16 protein-coding genes and 1 pseudogene are annotated in these 18185 nt (G+C 41.0%); 9 read left to right on the top strand and 8 right to left on the bottom strand.

The window, feature by feature from the left end; all coding sequences use genetic code 11:
* Nucleotides 1-42 precede the first annotated feature (42 nt).
* From HUW48_RS24485 to HUW48_RS24450, 8 genes are all read right to left on the bottom strand, one after another.
* On the bottom strand, nt 43-870 hold the full coding sequence (locus HUW48_RS24485) for an IS5 family transposase (protein ID WP_182413429.1): 828 nt from the start codon (nt 868-870) through the stop codon (nt 43-45).
* A gap of 126 nt (nt 871-996) precedes the next feature.
* Nucleotides 997-1746, bottom strand: coding sequence for a ZIP family metal transporter (locus HUW48_RS24480; RefSeq protein WP_182413428.1), 750 nt, complete (start codon nt 1744-1746; stop codon nt 997-999).
* Nucleotides 1747-1751: 5 nt separating this feature from the next.
* Nucleotides 1752-2516 carry a class I SAM-dependent methyltransferase gene (locus tag HUW48_RS24475; RefSeq protein WP_246343606.1) on the bottom strand — a complete coding sequence of 255 codons (765 nt, stop codon included), beginning with the start codon at nt 2514-2516 and terminating at the stop codon, nt 1752-1754.
* 331 nt (nt 2517-2847) lie between these two features.
* On the bottom strand, nt 2848-3126 hold the full coding sequence (locus HUW48_RS24470; protein ID WP_182413427.1) for a heavy metal-binding domain-containing protein: 279 nt from the start codon (nt 3124-3126) through the stop codon (nt 2848-2850).
* Nucleotides 3127-3187: 61 nt separating this feature from the next.
* On the bottom strand, nt 3188-3487 hold the full coding sequence (locus HUW48_RS24465; RefSeq protein ID WP_182413426.1) for a hypothetical protein: 300 nt from the start codon (nt 3485-3487) through the stop codon (nt 3188-3190).
* Between the two features lie 132 nt (nt 3488-3619).
* A complete protein-coding gene (locus HUW48_RS24460; protein ID WP_182413425.1) occupies nt 3620-4093 on the bottom strand; it encodes a YcxB family protein in 474 nt (157 codons plus the stop codon).
* 128 nt (nt 4094-4221) lie between these two features.
* Nucleotides 4222-5082, bottom strand: coding sequence for a carboxylating nicotinate-nucleotide diphosphorylase (gene nadC / locus HUW48_RS24455; protein WP_182413424.1), 861 nt, complete (start codon nt 5080-5082; stop codon nt 4222-4224).
* Nucleotides 5083-5355: 273 nt separating this feature from the next.
* Nucleotides 5356-5736: a DUF4783 domain-containing protein gene (locus HUW48_RS24450; protein ID WP_182413423.1), complete on the bottom strand. Its 381-nt coding sequence runs from the start codon at nt 5734-5736 to the stop codon at nt 5356-5358.
* A 166-nt stretch (nt 5737-5902) separates the two neighbouring features.
* Between HUW48_RS24450 and gpmI the strand changes: the two genes are divergently transcribed.
* From gpmI to HUW48_RS24410, 9 genes and pseudogenes are all read left to right on the top strand, one after another.
* Complete coding sequence (gene gpmI, locus HUW48_RS24445; protein WP_182413422.1) at nt 5903-7432, top strand: 2,3-bisphosphoglycerate-independent phosphoglycerate mutase; 1530 nt, start codon at nt 5903-5905, stop codon at nt 7430-7432.
* Nucleotides 7433-7446: 14 nt separating this feature from the next.
* Nucleotides 7447-8043 carry a hypothetical protein gene (locus HUW48_RS24440; protein ID WP_182413421.1) on the top strand — a complete coding sequence of 199 codons (597 nt, stop codon included), beginning with the start codon at nt 7447-7449 and terminating at the stop codon, nt 8041-8043.
* Between the two features lie 250 nt (nt 8044-8293).
* Nucleotides 8294-9589 (top strand): sugar MFS transporter, encoded by a 1296-nt coding sequence (locus tag HUW48_RS24435; protein ID WP_182413420.1) that lies wholly within the window; start codon nt 8294-8296, stop codon nt 9587-9589.
* 189 nt (nt 9590-9778) lie between these two features.
* Complete coding sequence (locus HUW48_RS24430) at nt 9779-11290, top strand: M43 family zinc metalloprotease (RefSeq protein ID WP_182413419.1); 1512 nt, start codon at nt 9779-9781, stop codon at nt 11288-11290.
* Nucleotides 11291-11847: 557 nt separating this feature from the next.
* Nucleotides 11848-13980 carry a nitrite reductase gene (locus tag HUW48_RS24425; protein WP_182413418.1) on the top strand — a complete coding sequence of 711 codons (2133 nt, stop codon included), beginning with the start codon at nt 11848-11850 and terminating at the stop codon, nt 13978-13980.
* A gap of 237 nt (nt 13981-14217) precedes the next feature.
* Nucleotides 14218-14817 (top strand): annotated as a pseudogene (locus HUW48_RS26895) (precorrin-2 dehydrogenase/sirohydrochlorin ferrochelatase family protein); the annotation flags it as partial.
* Between the two features lie 132 nt (nt 14818-14949).
* Nucleotides 14950-15774: a sulfite exporter TauE/SafE family protein gene (locus HUW48_RS26890; RefSeq protein WP_220464078.1), complete on the top strand. Its 825-nt coding sequence runs from the start codon at nt 14950-14952 to the stop codon at nt 15772-15774.
* A gap of 105 nt (nt 15775-15879) precedes the next feature.
* Nucleotides 15880-17052 carry an O-succinylhomoserine sulfhydrylase gene (locus HUW48_RS24415; RefSeq protein ID WP_182413416.1) on the top strand — a complete coding sequence of 391 codons (1173 nt, stop codon included), beginning with the start codon at nt 15880-15882 and terminating at the stop codon, nt 17050-17052.
* On the top strand, nt 17049-17963 hold the full coding sequence (locus HUW48_RS24410; protein WP_182413415.1) for a PhzF family phenazine biosynthesis protein: 915 nt from the start codon (nt 17049-17051) through the stop codon (nt 17961-17963). Before HUW48_RS24415 ends, HUW48_RS24410 begins: the two co-directional genes overlap by 4 nt.
* Nucleotides 17964-18185 lie beyond the last annotated feature (222 nt).

The following is an 18185-nucleotide window of genomic DNA, read 5'->3' as shown; positions in this document are numbered from 1 at the left end:
TTTATCAAAAAGCCTGAAAGCTTCAGTTGAATTAGAACCTGTTTAGAGTTTTGGACTTTTATTGATTTTACGAATGAGTTGGACGGTAAAAGCTAAAAAGTGAAAAGCCCTCCAATGCTGGGCTTTCGTTTCAAAGCGGATGAGCAAAGTCTTGAAGCTTTCGAGCCAGGCATTCGCTCGTTCAATGACGTTTCTTCTTTTGAAGAGTTCTGCATCAAAGTACACATATTCTTCTGATGGTTCTCCCTTTCTGGGGTTAAAGGCAATATTGGCTTCTATCTTCATTTCCGAACATTGTTGTCGAAACACTTGGCTGTCAAAGCCCGCATCGGCGTTTAAGAACAATCCGGCTATGTCAATGTCCGCCTCTTTTAACAAGGCACCTAGTTCTTCAAACACCTGCCTGATCTGATACAGATCATGATGTTGTCCCGCTACCGGATAGCTACCAGCCAGCATTAAGCCTTGATTATCGGCTAAAAACAAGCTGTTACAACTTTTAGCCGCTTTTCTGTTTTGATAGCCAATACAATCGCCCCCATTCTTACAAATAGTTTGGCTGCCATCCAACTGCACACAAGATAAATCCAGCAGCCCGCGTTGTTGTTTGAGTAGTTCTACCCACACTTTTCTGATGCTCCCGGCACTTACCCATTTCCGAAAGTGATGATACACTCCTTGCCAGCTTAAGCTTTTCTCTCCAAAGAATTGCTTGACGGGTAGCTGCCGCCACTGGCAGCCACTTTTGAGCTTATACAAAATGGCTCCTACAATTTCCGATAACTCTACTTGGGGCTTTCTGCCCCTCTTTCCGGTGCTTAAAAAAGGAACTATCCACTCCTTTATGCTATCTTTGCTTATTACTTCCATTGAATTAGGACTAGGTAGAAAATGTCTGCAAACACTTTTACCTCCTAATTCTTTGGAAGTTCTTATATTCTAAACAGCTTCAAAGTAAATATTACTAAGAACTTACAACCTAAGACCTAAAGCCTTCTACAACCAATCGCTAAGTAGTGAGAGCAACACACCCGCCAGAGTAGCTAATAATTTACGCCGATTAAATTGGTGTTCAGGACTGGTTTCAAAAAGAATAGTGGTAGAGATATGCAGGAAGTTTCCGGCTACCAAACCGGTTAAAACAGTATAAACAGTGCCCGTTTGCACCTGATCGTGGAGTACATAATTACTAAACCATAAACCCAACGGAGATGCTATAGCAAAAAAGCTTAAATAAAAGAAAGCTTTCCGGAAGTTACGTAACCGCGAAACTAAAATAGACATCAGGGCAAAAGCGGCCGGAATATGATGAATGGCAATACCCGCTAAAATCCGGTAAAAGTTACCTGAACTAACATGGTGATGATGCCCAGGTTGTTCCCCTCCTTGCACAAGAATACTACCCTCCAGAAAAGAATGAACCATTAACGAGAATAAGAGCAAATACGGGATAGTATCGGTTTGCTGCTCGTGGTGGTGCATGTGGCCGTGCTCAATACCATGGGAGAACATCTCTAAAATGAGTTGTAGAAAAAAGCCGGCCAATATATAATACCCTACTGCGTGCGGATTAGGAGCTTCTACCAGTACATCGGGTAATACATGGATTATGGTTAAGGTAAATAAGTACGCTCCGCTAAAAGCTAAAATTAATTTAAGCCATTTTTGGTTTTGCTGCGGAAAAAAATGCACCAAGCTACCCGAAAATAAAACGGTAAGAAATAAAATAATACTGGCCAGAAACATGCCGGTTATTTTTTAAGAATAAAAATCATCCGTTCGCTGGTTTCCGGATGATAAGGTTCCAGGCTGTACGACCCAAATACATTTACCATTCGTAAACTGGTCATCCGGAAGTACTCCATAAAATGATCGTACGTGAGCGCGCGTACTTTTTCGTGAAACGTATGCGACTGATCGGCATCTTTAATAGAAATGGTTTTTACGATATAACCTTTTTCTACCTTGCGACTAATGTTGAAGTGGACACCCTCTGTTTCTTTTTCTTCGGTATGAACTAAGTGCCGGATGGCATAATTGGTATTCATGAAATCTAACACCAGTTTTCCGCCGGGTTTTATAGCCGCTACCGTAGAACGTAAAGCAACCACGTTTTCCGTTTCGGAGTTAAAATGGCCAAAGTTAGTAAATAAGTTTAAAATTAAATCGTAGTAAGCCGTCCGGAAAATATCGCGCATATCGTGCTGATAAAAATGCAGTTTTTCGTTCTCAAACTGCTGCGCAAAAGCAATATTCTGTTCCGATATATCGAGGCCGGTAACATTAAATCCTTTCTTATTCAGAAAAAGAGCGTGCTGGCCTTTACCGCACCCCATTTCTAATAGCCTATAGGTGAGTTTGGTTTGCAGATGCCCAATTAAATTAGTAATAAACGTTTGGGCTTCTAGTACATCGTTGTTTTTATATAGAAGGTCGTAGTACGGGGAATTGAGCCAGGTGCTGAACCACTCCTCTTCTTGCTGGTGCATGGGCATAATTTTAGTAAATGGCCGCAAAGGTAAGGGTTATTTTACAAATCAAGCTCATGAAAAATTAATTTTACTAGTTATGTTCTTTTAGGGAAAGTAAGACGCACGGTTTTAGAAAAAATTTCAAGTAGACTTTATTTAAATAAAGAATCAAACCGCCTAAATGCACATTGGTATCCGCTTTTATCTATTTAAAAATAGTTTTATTTACCACAGCGAAACTCTCTTTCTGCATTTAAAACGCTTCTTTGGAAAACAGACCTGAAAACTGGACAGATAATAGTAAACCAACATGTATTCAATAAAAAAGACAGATATTTCTACCTGTCTTTTTACTGTATGTAATAATTTTAATCATCTATAAAGCTGTTGAGTCTGCAACAGTAGTACCTTTAAAATCAGGGTTCTTTACCAAATCCATGGTACAAACCGGGCATTTACCCGGCGTGTTGCTGGCGCTGCCTTCGCACTGCATCGGGCAGATATACGCCAACTGGGCGGTGCTAGCTGAGTCCGGAGCCGTATTTGTTTCGGCCGTTTCAGTAGCGGTACTCTTTTCAGAATTTGTGTTATTACAAGCTCCTAAGAAGCTGCTGCTTGCAATAAGTATGGCAAATGCAATATTTTTTAATTTCATGCTTTAAAATAGGTCTAACGCAAAATAATCCGGAAGAATAAAACGTATTCCTTTTTACTGATTATTCGTGGTTTTCTACTGCATCTTTCTGAGTAGTTTTAGTAGAATCAACTACTTGTTCTTTTGTATTATCAAGCGATTGATTGGAGTGCTCATCGTGGTTCAGCATAACATCTTCACGGGAATTATCATGCGCACTGTTGTCGGCCGCGTTGTCCAGGTTACCGCTAGTACGGGTTCCTGGCGGTACTTGATCCACGGAAACTTTGTTCTCTGGTCGTAAATCTGAAGGTTCGCTGCTGCAGGCCACTAACCACGAAGTACCCAAAGCAAGGGCTAAAGTAAGAGCTTTTGTTGTCATTTATTTCTTAATCTATTGAGTATAACAGCAATTTTATTATTTGCTAGAACGATTCTTTAAAAGAATGGATACCTTTAATGCTGAATATTTACTAAATCCAGCGCTATTATTGTCTTCGGCTAGTTACTAAAGTTAAGCAATCAGATTCTTACGTTTTAAATAAGCATCCATCATTTTAAGGTCGTTAGGTCCGGAAAATATCCGGAAAGGTAAGTGAATAAACTGAGCTTTTGATAACGAAAGTAGGTAGGCATCGTTGGTTTTCTTGGCACTTTTGATCATTTCCCAAGTTACCGGCATTCCTTGCTTTTCGTTTATTTTCATTAAAATCTGACGACCATCGATCTCGTAAGCCATTTTCTCGAAGATTATTTTATTTTGTTCTAATTGGGTAACGCCGGTAAACTGTACGGCCCAGAACAGTAAATAGAGCACTACAATTAAAATAGCGCCGGAAATAAACCACCACGAAGGCCAGATAAAGGCCAGGCAAGCCACGGCAATTGGCCCAATAATGAACCACCATTGCTTGCGCAATAATTCGAACATGGCCATTTTAATGTACGTACTCGTTTCTAACTTGTACTTTTTGGTTTTAATAATCACGCGTTGGGTAATTAGGAATTAATAAATTTAAAGCGGCACAAAAGTAGATAAAATTTAACTTGTTAAAAAAGCCAGATTAGATTTTTGCCGCTTACTTAATGGCTTTTTGATTTGGAGGTTTAAATAAATTATTTTCTTGCTTTCAGGCTTATATCCATGCTTCGTACCGAATGGGTAAGAGCTCCCACGGAAATATAATCGACGCTGGTAGCTGCTATGGCCGCAATTGTTTCGTTTGTAATACCACCCGAAGCTTCGGTAGTAACACGTCCGCCAATAAGTTGCACGGCTTCCCGCAACTGATCAGGTGTCATGTTATCCAGCATAATGCGATCTATACCACTGGTTTCTAATACTTGTTGTACTTCCTGTAAATTACGGGTTTCCACTACTATTTTTAATTGCCGGTTTGTTCGTTGCAGGTAATCTTTAGTGGCCGCAATAGCTTGCTTAATACCGCCGGCATAATCTACGTGGTTATCTTTCAGAATAATCATGTCGAAAAGACCATACCGGTGGTTTACGCCGCCACCAATTAATACCGCCCATTTTTCCATCATCCGGAAGTTGGGCGTAGTTTTGCGGGTATCCAGTAAACGAGCGTTTGTACCGGCAATTAGTTGATTTAATTGGTGGGTATAGGTAGCAATGCCACTCATGCGCTGCATGCAATTTAAAACCAGACGTTCGGCGGTTAAAATAGACTGGGCTTTACCAGAAACAATAAAGGCGACATCGCCGGGTTTAACCGTAGCGCCATCGGTTAAATATACATTTACGCGCAAAGCAGGATCTACGCAACGAATAATTTCCTGGGCCAGTTCTACGCCTGCCAATATTCCCGTACCTTTTATTAACAACTGGGCTTCATTTTGGGCACTATCCGGAATAGAGGCCAGCGACGAATGGTCACCATCTCCTACGTCTTCGGCTAATGCTTGCTTAATAAATTGTTCCAGGGCTTCGTCGGTTATATAAGATGGTCTCACAAATCAGTTATTTAATACACGTTAAAGGTTGCAAGTTACAGGTTAATTTAGTTTTAGGCTTTAAAAGCACCAACTGTTTCATTCCTCAACTATTCGTCATTACGCCAAAACGCCTCATAAGATTAATGCTGAATTTATTTTTTAACACAAAAAAGTAAATAGAAAAAGGTATTTGCCATAAAATAAAAAAGCGCAGAACTTTTTGGTTCTGCGCTTACTAATAACTAGTTGGTAATTTATTTCTATCAACTATAGGCTATACACCCACTATTACTATTCTTTTGTAAATTCAATAGTGTCTATCAGATTAGCGCCTCTAAATTGTTTAATGTACACCATTACCCGATAAGAACCACCGTTATATTTGTATTTCATAATTTCGTACGTTAGCCCCTGGTCAGATGAACCATTGTGTAAGCGTTCTAAACCTGTTGGAGCTTGTTTACTAAAAAAATCACGGAGTACAAATTCAGCTTGCGTTTGGCTGTAAGTAGATTTATTACCATCAATTCCTATTTCAACGGAAGTATTAAAATATTGCGCTAATTGTTTTGAATCTCCGGTACTGAGTGCTGTCCGAACACCACTCAGCACATCGTCCTGAGCATATACCTGACCTGTAAATACCCAAGAGGTAATGACAAATGTCAGCATTGTCAGAACTAATTTAATCGTTTTCATAAGTGACCTAAAGTAATCTGATGGCCTAAGTGCTAAAACTGTGCCAAGGTGTTCGCTACCAATAATTGTATTATTCGGATTTTAATGCAGCAAGTTAACAAAAATTATACATTTTAATGCAGAATATTATCTTTGCAACATGAACAAAAAGGTTATTTTAATAATTCTGGATGGCTGGGGAATTGCTAATGATACCCGGGTATCCGCTGTGGACCAAGCTCAGACTCCTTTTGTAGACTCTCTTTACCAACGTTTCCCGCACGCTAAACTTGAAGCCTCGGGCGAAGCGGTAGGTTTGCCGGAAGGACAGATGGGGAATTCAGAAGTAGGTCACATGAACATTGGTGCGGGCCGGGTTGTTTACCAGGATTTGGTAAAAATAAACGTTTCTATTCGGGAACACGAACTCGAAACAATGCCGGTTTTAGCCGAAGCTCTGGAATATGCCCAAACGCAGAATAAAAAAGTGCATTTTATGGGCCTTGTTTCCGATGGAGGGGTACACTCGCACCTAGACCACCTGAAAGCCTTATGTTCTATTGCCGCTGATAAAGGCTTAAAGCACGTGTACGTGCACGCTTTTACCGATGGCCGCGATACTGACCCCAAAGGTGGGGTAGGTTATTTGCAAAGCTTGGAAAGCCACATGGCTCAAACCACCGGTGAACTAGCCTCTATTGTGGGTCGCTATTACGCTATGGACCGGGATAACCGCTGGGAACGGGTAAAAGAGGCCTATGATCTAATGGTACATGGCATCGGGCAAACCACTACTAATCCTATTGCGGCCTTACAAGATTCTTATGTTGCTGGCATTACCGATGAGTTTGTAAAACCGATTGTGAAAGTTGATACGGGCGGTAAACCTGTAGCAATTATTGAAGAAGGCGATGTAGTTTTGTGTTTTAACTTCCGTACCGACCGGGGCCGTGAAATAACCCAAGCTTTAACGCAGCGCGATTTTCATGAGCAAAATATGCACAAGCTCAACCTGTATTACCTTACTCTTACTAATTACGACGATAGTTTTGTTGGGGTAAAGCCTATTTTTGATAAAGATAATTTAAATAATACGCTGGGCGAAGTAGTTGCCAATGCCGGAAAAACGCAAATCCGGATTGCTGAAACCGAAAAATACCCGCACGTTACCTTTTTCTTCTCGGGTGGCCGCGAAGCCGTTTTTAACGGTGAAAAACGTTTATTGTGTGCTTCGCCTAAAGTAGCTACTTACGACCTGCAACCAGAAATGAGCGCTTTTGAACTTCGCGATACAATTGTGCCGGAACTGCGTGACAAAACCGCTGATTTTATCTGTCTTAATTTTGCGAATCCGGATATGGTAGGCCATACCGGGGTGTTTGAAGCAGCCGTAAAAGCCGTAGAAACCGTAGACCAGTGTGCCGAGGCAGTAGTAACCACTGCTTTAGCCAGCGATTATGCCTGTATAGTTATTGCCGATCATGGCAATGCCGAAATGATGATTAATCCGGATGGAACTCCTAATACTGCTCATACTACTAACCTGGTGCCGTTTATTTTGGCTTCTAATGATTATCAGGGAACTTTACAGAATGGCAAGTTAGGCGATTTAGCTCCTACTATTCTGGAATTGATGGGCATACCGCAACCACCAGATATGACCGGAAATTCGTTATTACAGCACGTTTAATTATTTTATTTGTCTTGATTCGTTATCTGAAATATAGTTTGCTGATAGGAGCAGGCTGGTTGATTAGTTGTAACAACCAGTCTGCTGCACCGGCACGTTCTACAACGGTGGCTGCACCGTATTTTAATTTGAATGAATTTATTGCCGGTCAGGTAAAGCAATTAGAAACAACCCGTGCGCAAGTAGAAAAAAAAGTAAGTACGCAACCAGGCTCTCCGGAAACTACCTTATTACCTCAGGTAAATTGGGCGCGGGAATTAGAAACTTTTAGTCAGGCAGATATAAACAAACCGGCTCTTCGGGCTGCCTACGACATATCAAAATTAACCACTTCCGATGGTCAGAGTAAAACTACTTACCGCAAACGCGCCGGTTACCGCGATGCTACCGTGGAATACCTGGAAGTTAGTCTTTCGCCTGAGCAGCGGGTAATCCAAATTTCCGGTAAATACCGGGAAGATAATTATCTGGTATCATCGGCAAAAGATTTTTCCCTTACTTGCGCTCCCGTAAACGGTAAAAACCAGATTGCAACTTACCAGATCAGTGGCACTCAAAAAACTATTTTCTTTGATCCTCTGCGCTACCAGGTACAGGCTACTATCCGATAATACGCCTGCGGCATATTTTAGTAAATGCTTTGTTTTACTTTAACTGTGGCTTACTTTCTTAATAGTTTTTAAGCAGATTTAATCAGCCGCCGCATCAGGTTAAACATAAATTTTACTTTTTTCAATTACTATTTATTTTCTAACCCAAGTTGTCCCAACTCAAATAATCTTACTTGTTATAATTTCAAAATAATTTATTACTTTCGGCTAGCACGTTTGTGTACAAAACGAAATCATCTTTTTAACAACCATGACCAACAGTTCGGTATCTCAAAAGCCTGTTCCAAGTCCGGCCGCCACAAATGCACATTATATGCGCTCCATTGTAATAATAGGGGCGCTGTTTTTTATTTTCGGGTTTGTAACCTGGTTAAATTCGGTATTAATTCCTTATCTAAAAATTGCTTGTGAGCTTAATAATTTTGAATCGTATTTAGTAGCCTTTGCTTTTTATATTTCTTACCTGGTCATGGCTATTCCATCGGCGTGGGTGCTTAAGGTTACTGGTTTTAAGAAAGGGATGTCGGTTGGGTTATTAATAATGGCCGTAGGCGCCGTAATATTTATTCCAGCGGCTCTTACCCGGCAGTATGCCTTGTTTTTACTGGGATTATTTATTCAGGGTACCGGGTTAGCCATTCTGCAAACAGCCTCTAACCCGTACATTACTATTTTGGGGCCATTAGAAAGTGCCGCCAAACGCATTAGTATTATGGGTATTTGTAATAAAGTAGCGGGGGCTTTAGCTCCTATTATTTTAGGGGCCATTGTATTACAAGATGCCGATGCGCTTAATGCCCGTATCAGCAGCATGGATGCCGTACAAAAAGCCGCCGAATTAAATGAACTGGCGGCTCGGGTTATTACGCCTTATTTAATTATGGTAGCGGTGCTGGTTGTTTTAGCTATAATGATTTATTTCTCCGGCTTACCCGAAATTGATACCGACAAGGAAGATGAAACAGTAGCAGCGGCTAATGTACGTAAAACCAGTGTATTCCAATTCCCACATTTAGTAATAGGCGTGCTCACCTTTTTCTTATACGTGGGGGTAGAAGTAATGGCCGGTGATACTGTTATCAGCTACGCGAATAATTATCATCAGATTCCACTTACGGTGGCTAAGTTTTTTACCACGTATACGCTTATTGCTATGATTGTAGGCTACATTGTGGGAATTATTTGTATTCCGAAGTACTTTACGCAAGACAAAGCCCTTAAAGTATGTGCTATTATTGGGGTGATATTATCTTTAGCCGCCATATTTACAGATGGGTATGTATCCGTATTATTTATTTCGCTATTAGGCTTAGCCAACTCGCTTATGTGGCCGGCGCTTTGGCCTCTGGCCCTGGCAGATTTAGGCCGTTTTACTAAAATAGGTTCTTCTTATATTATTATGGCAATTTCTGGGGGAGCCATTATTCCTTTACTTTACGGTAAATTAGGCGATGTTATTAACTTACAGCAGGCTTACTGGATTATGGTACCATGTTACCTGTTTATATGGTATTATGCCGTTGCTGGTCACAAAATCAGAACCTAGTTTTTAAGAAATTAAATTACACGAAAGCCTGGCTTTATGCCGGGCTTTTGTATGATTATACCTTTTACATTAATAATGAAGTAAATGGTTCTTGTAATTATTAAACGAAAAGTAAATAGTTTATCGTTTTAATAACCAGGCATATGATTTTAACGAATTACCATATGTATGCTTAAACTTCTACCAGTTTTGAAAATTATCTCCTTGCGTTTAACTAATTCTGTTTGTATTATCTGGCTACTTTTACTAGCGGGTACTGTTATGGCGCAACAACCAAATCCAAAACCTCGCTGCGCCACCAACGAAGTAACACAACGCTTGCAGCAACTTCACCCGGATTTACTTAATCAAATGCAAAAAGCAAAGAAACGGGCTCAAAAGTATCGGCAGCAGAAAAAGTTGGCGCGGTTGCAACAACCAGTAACCGTAGTGCCGGTGGTATTTCATGTGGTGTATCACACTAGTCAGGAAAACATATCTACCGAGCAGATACTCTCGCAATTAGAAATTTTAAACGAAGATTATCGTCGCCTTAATGCGGATTCTTCCCAAACATTGCCGCAGTTTAAAGGCGTGGCTGCCGACTCCCGCATTCAATTTTGTTTAGCTACCCGTGACCCCAAAGGTAATCCTACTACGGGTGTTACACGCAAGTTTACCTCCACTACTGAATTTGATCAGGACGATGCCGTTAAATTTTCAGTTTATGGCGGTCAGAATGCTTGGGATAGTGAACGGTATTTAAATATTTGGGTATGTAACCTTCAAAGTAAAACTCTTGGTTACGCGCAATATCCAGGTAGTCTTGCCGAAACAGATGGAGTAGTGTTGGATTATACCACTATTGGCCGGGCACCCGCTAATCCGTTTGCCTCCAGATTTAATTTAGGCCGTACGGGTACGCATGAAATTGCTCATTGGTTGGGATTACAACATATCTGGGGCACTAACGATACAGGTAGTTGTAACGACTCCGATGATATTAATGATACCCCTAATCAGGATAAGCCTTCTACTGGTTGCCCAACGGGCAAAGTAGAATCCTGTAGCAATGGCTCGGCAGGCGGCAATATGTACCAGAACTTTCTCGATTATACCGATGATGCCTGTATGAATTTGTTTACGCAGGATCAGGCCGAATACATGCAAAGCATCTTAAGTACTGTCCGTCAGAATATATTAACTACGGCAGTGGTGTGTACCAGTCCGCTCACCGCCGATTTCGAAGTATCTGATACTATTATTGTAGCTGGAACAACGGTGCAGTTTCAGGATGCTAGTATTGGAGTACGAGCCAACGGATGGGCCTGGGCGTTTGAAGGGGGTAACATCGCTACTTCTACAGAACAGAACCCAATGGTTCGGTACGATCAGCCAGGTATTTACGCCGTTTCGTTTACGGCCAGTTTTAGTTCTATATCCGATGCGGTTACTAAAACGCAATACATCCGCGTAACTGGAACAGAACCGGTTATTTTTCCTAATCCGGCTCAAGAGCAAGTTTCAATAGTAGCTCCCGCGAATAAAGAATTACAGCAAGTTCAAATAGTAAATAGTGTGGGACAAGTAGTCTTAACCCAAGCTGCTACAGATAACTTTGTACTTTTAAAGCTCCCGAACCTTGCTAATGGAATGTACTATTGTCGGTTATGGTATGCCAATAAATTAATTGAAACAAAAAAGTTAATAATATCAAGGTAATTTTTAAAATGTAAAATTCTTTGGGGTTTGGTACTGGTAAAGGTTATGAATCTATAATTTTAAAAGTTTTACGGAACAATTACCTAATAAAAATGTTATTTGCTTGCATAAGCCGCAATTGTTTTGGAGCTTTCTTAAAAAAAATAAATCTAAGCTGCTGGAAGTTCGTAACATACCTTTATATTTACGGCATTAAATAAAATAATGAATACACAAAACGCTTTTTCTGCTATTTTCTGCAATTCCATGGCATGCTGTGGTTTCTGTTGTATGGCTTTGGCAGGGAAGGCTTGATTGTAAAATATATTTTTAATTAAGGCCTTTTCTGCAAACCAGGAAAGGCCTTTTTAATTCCGGGCTAATTCTATTAAAACGATATAGATAATATGGTATATACTCTTGCTTCCTGTTGTTGTATGTGTTGTTGTGCTGCGAATGATGGGCCATTATAAGCTATTGCCTTTTATAAAGTAAATAGTTGTGTGTTGGGCCTTTCTTTAAGTAAGAAAAGGCCTTTTTAGTATTAAGTTGGATAAAAGAAAATAAAGAAATATAGTATGTTAAGTTTTCGGACAGAATTCGAGAATCCATTGGTTTCAAAAGAAATAATTGATCTCGACAAGAAAATACGCCAATTCCGGGGCGGTCAGCTACCAGACGAAAAATTCCGGAGTTTACGTTTAACCCGGGGTATTTACGGCCAGCGCCAACCTGGGGTGCAAATGGTGCGCATTAAATTGCCTTTTGGCCGTTTTACTGTAAAGCAATTACTCAAAATTGCCGATGTATCCGATGAGTACGCTAGCAAAAACTTGCATTTAACTACCCGGCAGGATATTCAGATTCACTTTGTGAGCCTCGACCGCACTCCGGAACTATGGTCTAAGTTAGCCGAAGATGATATTACTTTACGCGAAGCTTGCGGTAATACTGTACGTAACGTAACCGCTTCCCCCGACGCCGGTATCGACCCGAACGAGCCATTTGATGTATCGCCTTATGCCTACGAAACGTTCCGGTATTTTGTGCGCAATCCTATTTGCCAGGATATGGGCCGGAAGTTTAAAATTAGTTTTTCCGCTTCAGAAGCAGATACGGCCATGGCCTATATGCACGATGTAGGATTTGTGCCTAAAGTTAAAATGGAGAATGGCGAAGAAGTACGCGGTTTCCGGGTAGTGTTAGGCGGAGGTTTAGGAGCACAGCCTATGTTGGCCAAACTCGGTTATGAATTTTTACCCGAAGACCAGGTTATTCCGTTAATCGAAGCGGTTATTCGGGTATTTGACCGCCACGGGGAACGTACCAGCCGCAATAAAGCCCGTTTGAAATACCTGATTGCTAAAATTGGCTTTGAAGCTTTTATAGATTTAGTAGCACAGGAACGTACGGCTAATAAAAGTAAATCGTACGTTATCGATCGCAACGCTATTCCACAACCCGAGCCAGCTCCTGAACGGGAAATACCGGCCGTAGAAATTTTAAATCAAAATCATTACGAGGCCTGGTTGAAAACCAACGTAGTGGAGCAAAAGCAAAAAGGTTTTTATTCGGTAAGAACACGGGTGCTAATGGGCGATATCAAAACCGATGTTGCCCGTAAAATAGCCGATTTAGTAAAAGATTTTGCCGCCAATGATATTCGGGTAACGGCTAACCAAGGCTTACTGTTTAAATATATCCGGCTCGAAGCTTTACCTTACTTTTTTCAGGAATTAAATAAATTAGGGTTAGCTAAACCAGGTTTTGACAGTACCGCCGATATTACTACCTGCCCCGGTACCGATACTTGTAATTTAGGAATTACCAACAGCATGGGTATTGCCGAAGTGCTGGAAAATATGATTGCCGAAGAGTTTCCAGATTTAGTATATAACCACGACATTAAAATAAAAATTAGTGGTTGCATGAACTCTTGCGGGCAGCACGGTTTAGCAAATATTGGTTTCCACGGCAGCTCTATTAAACACGGCAATGCCGTTGTTCCTGCTTTACAGGTAATGCTGGGTGGCGGTACGCTGGGTAACGGCGAAGGCCGTGTAGCTGACCGGGTAATTAAAGTGCCAACTAAGCGGGGGCCACACATTTTGCGCTTCCTGTTCAACGATTTTGAAACTAACGCTTACGACGGCGAATATTTTAACTCGTACTACGACCGTCAGGGTAAAAATTATTTTTATCAGTTATTAAAACCACTTGCCGATTTAAGTACCATGGCTCCCGACGATTACAAAGACTGGGGCCACGTAGAAGAATACGCCACTGCAATTGGAGTAGGAGAATGCGCTGGGGTAATGATTGATTTGGTAGCTACTTTGTTGTATGAGGTAGAAGAAAAACTGGAATGGTCAGTAGAAGCCTTAAAAAACGGCATGTACGCGGATTCTATCTATCATAGCTACAGCATTTTTGTGGGTACCGCCAAAGCATTATTGTTGAGTAAAGGAATAGCCTGCAATACGCAAATTGGTATTATCAACGATTTTGATACGCATTTTGTAGCCAATGGCACTTTTACCTTCGATCCGGATTTTAAAACGCATGTGCTGCAAATTAACCAGAACGAACCAAGTCAGGAATTTGCCCTGCAATTTTTAACCGAAGCCGATAGTTTCTTAACCGCTGCTAAAACTTATCGCGGCGAAGAAGTAAAACGTCCGGAAGTATTAGCCGATTTGCTGAATGTTTGAAGCGCGGATTAACGCGAATTCCACTACTATGATTAACATATTGAATCAGAATAATTAAGTTAATCCTCTTAATTATTCTGATTCAATATGTTAATCATAGTAGTTTATTTTGAAATAAGTAAAGTCTCTTTAAACTTTACAAGTTTTTAGGTAAACCCGTGGAATCCGCGTCAATCTGTATATCAGAAATAAATCTGCTAAATCTGTGTAATCCGTTTAATCTGTGATTTAAAATTTGTGTTAACTGAACCTAATTCCTTAACTGCTACCGACCAGGAAAATTATCTTTTTCCGGTTTTCCTGAAACTACACGAACTGCATACCTTAATTGTGGGCGGGGGGCTAGTGGGAGAAGAAAAAATATCAGCAGTGCTTCGTAACAGTCCGGAAGCTAGGGTTACGCTGGTTGCAACGCAAATTTTACCGCAAATAAAAGAACTGGCCGAACAGCATCCCCACGTAACCTTACTGGAAAGGCCTTATACTATTACCGATCTAGAAGAAAAAGATTTAGTAATTGTAGCCACCAATGATAAAGCCCTAAATAGGCAGATTAAACAAGAAGCAAAAGATCAGAAATTACTGGCCAACGTAGCCGATACGCCAGATGAATGCGATTTTTACCTGAGTTCTATCGTGCAGAAAGGCAATCTAAAAATTGCTATTTCTACTAATGGTAAATCCCCAACGGTAGCTAAACGAGTAAAAGAAGTATTAAACGAAACTTTCCCGGACGAATTAGAAGCTGTGCTAGACAACTTGCAGCAAATCCGGAATAGTTTAAAAGGCGATTTCGCGGAAAAAGTAAAACAACTAAATACCATAACTTCGGTTTTGGTAGAAAAACCGGGAACTTCAACTGAAGTGATTGCAGCTGAACCACCTAAACCTGCTCCCATTCCTTTAATACCGCATATTAAACATTCCCGGAGGTATCAGTTTATAGTTGCCTTTGCCTGTTTAGGATTAATGATTTCCGGGCATTTGCTTTTTAGCCTTTTACCCATGGATACTCTTGGCGTTTATGCCCGCCAGGCCGCTCAAAACATTGATTCTAAAATACTTTGGTTTATGTTGGCTGGTTTCGTTGCTCAAATGATTGACGGCGCCTTGGGTATGGCTTACGGCGTAAGTGCCACTACTTTTTTGCTTACGGTGGGCGTTCCACCAGCCTTTGCCAGCGCCAGCGTGCATGCTTCCGAAATATTTACCAGCGGCGTATCCGGATTAATGCACCTGCGTTTCCGGAATGTAAATAGTAAATTATTTAAGAATTTGTTATTACCCGGCGTAATAGGCGCTATCTTAGGAGCTTACGTACTTTCTTCCGCCGAAAATTACGTGTATATCATTAAACCATTGGTAGCATTATACACTTTGTTTTTAGGGGGTGTTATCATTAAGAAAGCTTTAAAGAAAACTACTAAGCGTAAACCTATCCGGAAATTAGGCATACTCGCTACGGCAGGTGGCTTCCTGGATTCGGTAGGTGGCGGGGGCTGGGGACCAATTGTGTCGTCTTCGTTAATTGCCAGTGGCCGTAGTCCTTTGTACACTATTGGCTCCGTAAACCTGGCAGAATTTTTTGTTTCACTGGCAAGCTCCATTACTTTCTTTGCCCTTATTGGCTTTAACCATTGGCAGGTAATAGCCGGATTAGTACTCGGTGGCGTGGTGGCAGCCCCCATTGCAGCAATCCTAGCCCGTAAACTTCCGATAAAAACCATGATGATCTTAGTAGGATTAATTGTGATCCTCGTAAGTTTGCGAAATATCATCACAATGCTTTTTTAATTTTAGATAGGAAAAAGTAAAATTTAGTTTACAACTGATTAAGCCAGTAAGAGTAAGCTAGCTTTTATTCTTTAGCCTGTAACTTGCAACTAGTAATTACAAATTGTGGAAAATAACGAAACCAAAGTAATACGTACTCATCCGAATCGTAGCGAATTTCGGGAGCATTCAACGCCGCTTTACCTTACCTCCAGTTTCACTTTCGAAACGGCCGAGCAGGGACGTGCCTTATTTGCCGATGAACTGGAAGGGAATATCTATTCCCGCTTTTCCAATCCGAATACATCTGAGTTCATTGATAAGATGTGTTTGTTAGAAGGTGCCGAAGATGGCTTTGCCTTTGCTACAGGTATGGCGGCAGTTTTTTCTGGTTTTGGAGCCATCTTGCAATCCGGCGATCATATTCTGGCTTCACGTTCGGTGTTTGGGTCGTCGCACCAATTGCTTACCAAAGTTCTGTCTAAGTGGGGTATTACGCATACCTATGCCGATGCAGCTCGTCCGGAAGAATGGGAAGCGCTAATTCAGCCAAATACTAAATTAATTTTTATCGAAACTCCTTCAAATCCGCAGTTGGAGTTGATAGATTTAGAATGGCTGGGCAACTTAAAAAAGAAACACAATTTAATTTTAAGTGTTGATAACTGTTTTGCCACACCTTACCTGCAAACCCCAATATCTTACGGCGCAGATTTGGTTATTCATTCGGCTACTAAATTTATTGATGGCCAAGGCCGGGTATTAGGTGGTATAATTGTAGGACGGCAAGATTTAATCGACGAAATTCGTTTTTTTGCGCGCCATACAGGGCCGGCTTTATCGCCGTTTAATGCCTGGATTTTAAGTAAAAGCCTTGAAACTTTACCTGTCCGGATGGATCGGCACTGTCAGAGTGCTTTAACTTTAGCAGAGTTCTTAGATAATCATCCTGAATTGGAGAGCGTTTTGTATCCGTTTTTACCCTCGCACCCGCAATACGAGTTGGCTAAAAAACAAATGAAACAAGGCGGTGGCATTGTTACCTTCGTGGTAAAAGGTGGTTATGCGCGCGCGCACCAATTTATGGATGCTTTACAAATCGCTTCTAAAACAGCTAACCTGGGCGATACGCGTACTACTGTTACGCATCCGGCTTCTACTACCCATTCTAAACTGACCGAATCTGAACGGACGGCAGTAGGTATTTCTGATGGTCTTATCCGGATATCCGTTGGATTAGAAAACGTGAACGATTTAATTGCGGATATTGATCAAGCTCTGGTAGCTACTAAAGCATGAAAAAAGTATTGTATTATTTAGCGGACGTTTTCACGGATGAGGTATTCGGAGGTAACCAACTAGCGGTTTTTCCGGATGGTCAGGAAGTGCCCGAACATTTAATGCAACGCATCGCGAAAGAATTAAACCTTTCTGAAACAACCTTTGTACTGCCCCCAGAAAATCCGCAGAATGATATAAAATTGCGAATTTTCACGCCGGGCAAGGAATTGCCAATGGCAGGCCACCCAACTATTGGCACTGCATACGTGTTATTACAACAAAAATTATTATCGGCGGAAGGTCGGAACCGGTTAATTTTTGAAGAAGGAGTAGGAGATATACCAATAGTATTTGAGCAGAATGGTCAGGATTTGGGATTAATTACCATGTCGCAACCCTTACCGGAGTTTGGGCAAACCGTAACAAATGCGCAGGTTTTAGCAGATTTACTTTCAGTTGATGTAGCAGATATTGTAACGGAACAACCGGCACAAGTAGTTTCGTGCGGTGTACCTTACTTGTATGTTCCATTAAAAAGTATGGCGGCGGTTAAAAAAGCGCGTTTGCGTACCGAAGTACTCGAAAATCAGCTACGTTATATAAATACCGACAGCATTTTTCTGTTCTCCCTAGAAACAGAGCAAGCGGCACATACTGTACACGGTCGCATGTTCGCTCCTGCTTTTGGCATTCCGGAAGATCCTGCTACAGGTAGTGCTTGCGGTCCTTTGGGTTGTTACTTGGTGCATCACGGCTTGGTACCAACAGAAACGGACACAACCGAAGTTAAAATTATCTGTGAACAAGGCTTTGAAATGGGTCGCCCCAGTTTATTGTATATTACCATTGGGCACGAGAACGATACCATTACCGGAGTTAAAGTTGGGGGTAAAAGTGTTTTAGTAGGAGAAGGTTACTTTTACTTATAAGTTAACTCACCTGCATAAAAAAGGCAGTTATATAACTGCCTTTTTGTTTATAACTTAATTTTTTTTCTTTGCCTTTCATTAATAGAGATTCGCTTCTCAAGCTCATTAAAGTGATTCTTGATTTCTTTCCGCTGAGTTACTCTTCCATTTAGCTTTTCTACCGTCTAAATTTTTAAATTAGCAGCTTTTTTTTACATCCAATGAATAGGAACAAATTCTGTT

Source organism: Adhaeribacter radiodurans (genome assembly GCF_014075995.1).
Taxonomy (GTDB): domain Bacteria; phylum Bacteroidota; class Bacteroidia; order Cytophagales; family Hymenobacteraceae; genus Adhaeribacter; species Adhaeribacter radiodurans.
The sequence above is the reverse complement of the archived record's forward strand: the minus strand, read 5'-3'. Positions and strand labels throughout refer to the sequence as shown.

Bases quoted from the DNA above. Each gene is read 5' to 3' on its own strand.
- HUW48_RS24425 (WP_182413418.1), top strand. From the start codon at position 11,848: ATGTTAAGTTTTCGGACAGAATTCGAGAATCCATTGGTTTCAAAAGAA.
- HUW48_RS24410 (WP_182413415.1), top strand. From the start codon at position 17,049: ATGAAAAAAGTATTGTATTATTTAGCGGACGTTTTCACGGATGAGGTA.
- HUW48_RS24450 (WP_182413423.1), bottom strand. From the start codon at position 5,736: ATGCTGACATTTGTCATTACCTCTTGGGTATTTACAGGTCAGGTATAT.
- HUW48_RS24480 (WP_182413428.1), bottom strand. From the start codon at position 1,746: ATGTTTCTGGCCAGTATTATTTTATTTCTTACCGTTTTATTTTCGGGT.
- HUW48_RS24485 (WP_182413429.1), bottom strand. From the start codon at position 870: ATGGAAGTAATAAGCAAAGATAGCATAAAGGAGTGGATAGTTCCTTTT.
- HUW48_RS26890 (WP_220464078.1), top strand. From the start codon at position 14,950: ATGATTTCCGGGCATTTGCTTTTTAGCCTTTTACCCATGGATACTCTT.
- HUW48_RS24470 (WP_182413427.1), bottom strand. From the start codon at position 3,126: ATGAAATTAAAAAATATTGCATTTGCCATACTTATTGCAAGCAGCAGC.
- gpmI (WP_182413422.1), top strand. From the start codon at position 5,903: ATGAACAAAAAGGTTATTTTAATAATTCTGGATGGCTGGGGAATTGCT.
- HUW48_RS24465 (WP_182413426.1), bottom strand. From the start codon at position 3,487: ATGACAACAAAAGCTCTTACTTTAGCCCTTGCTTTGGGTACTTCGTGG.
- HUW48_RS24435 (WP_182413420.1), top strand. From the start codon at position 8,294: ATGACCAACAGTTCGGTATCTCAAAAGCCTGTTCCAAGTCCGGCCGCC.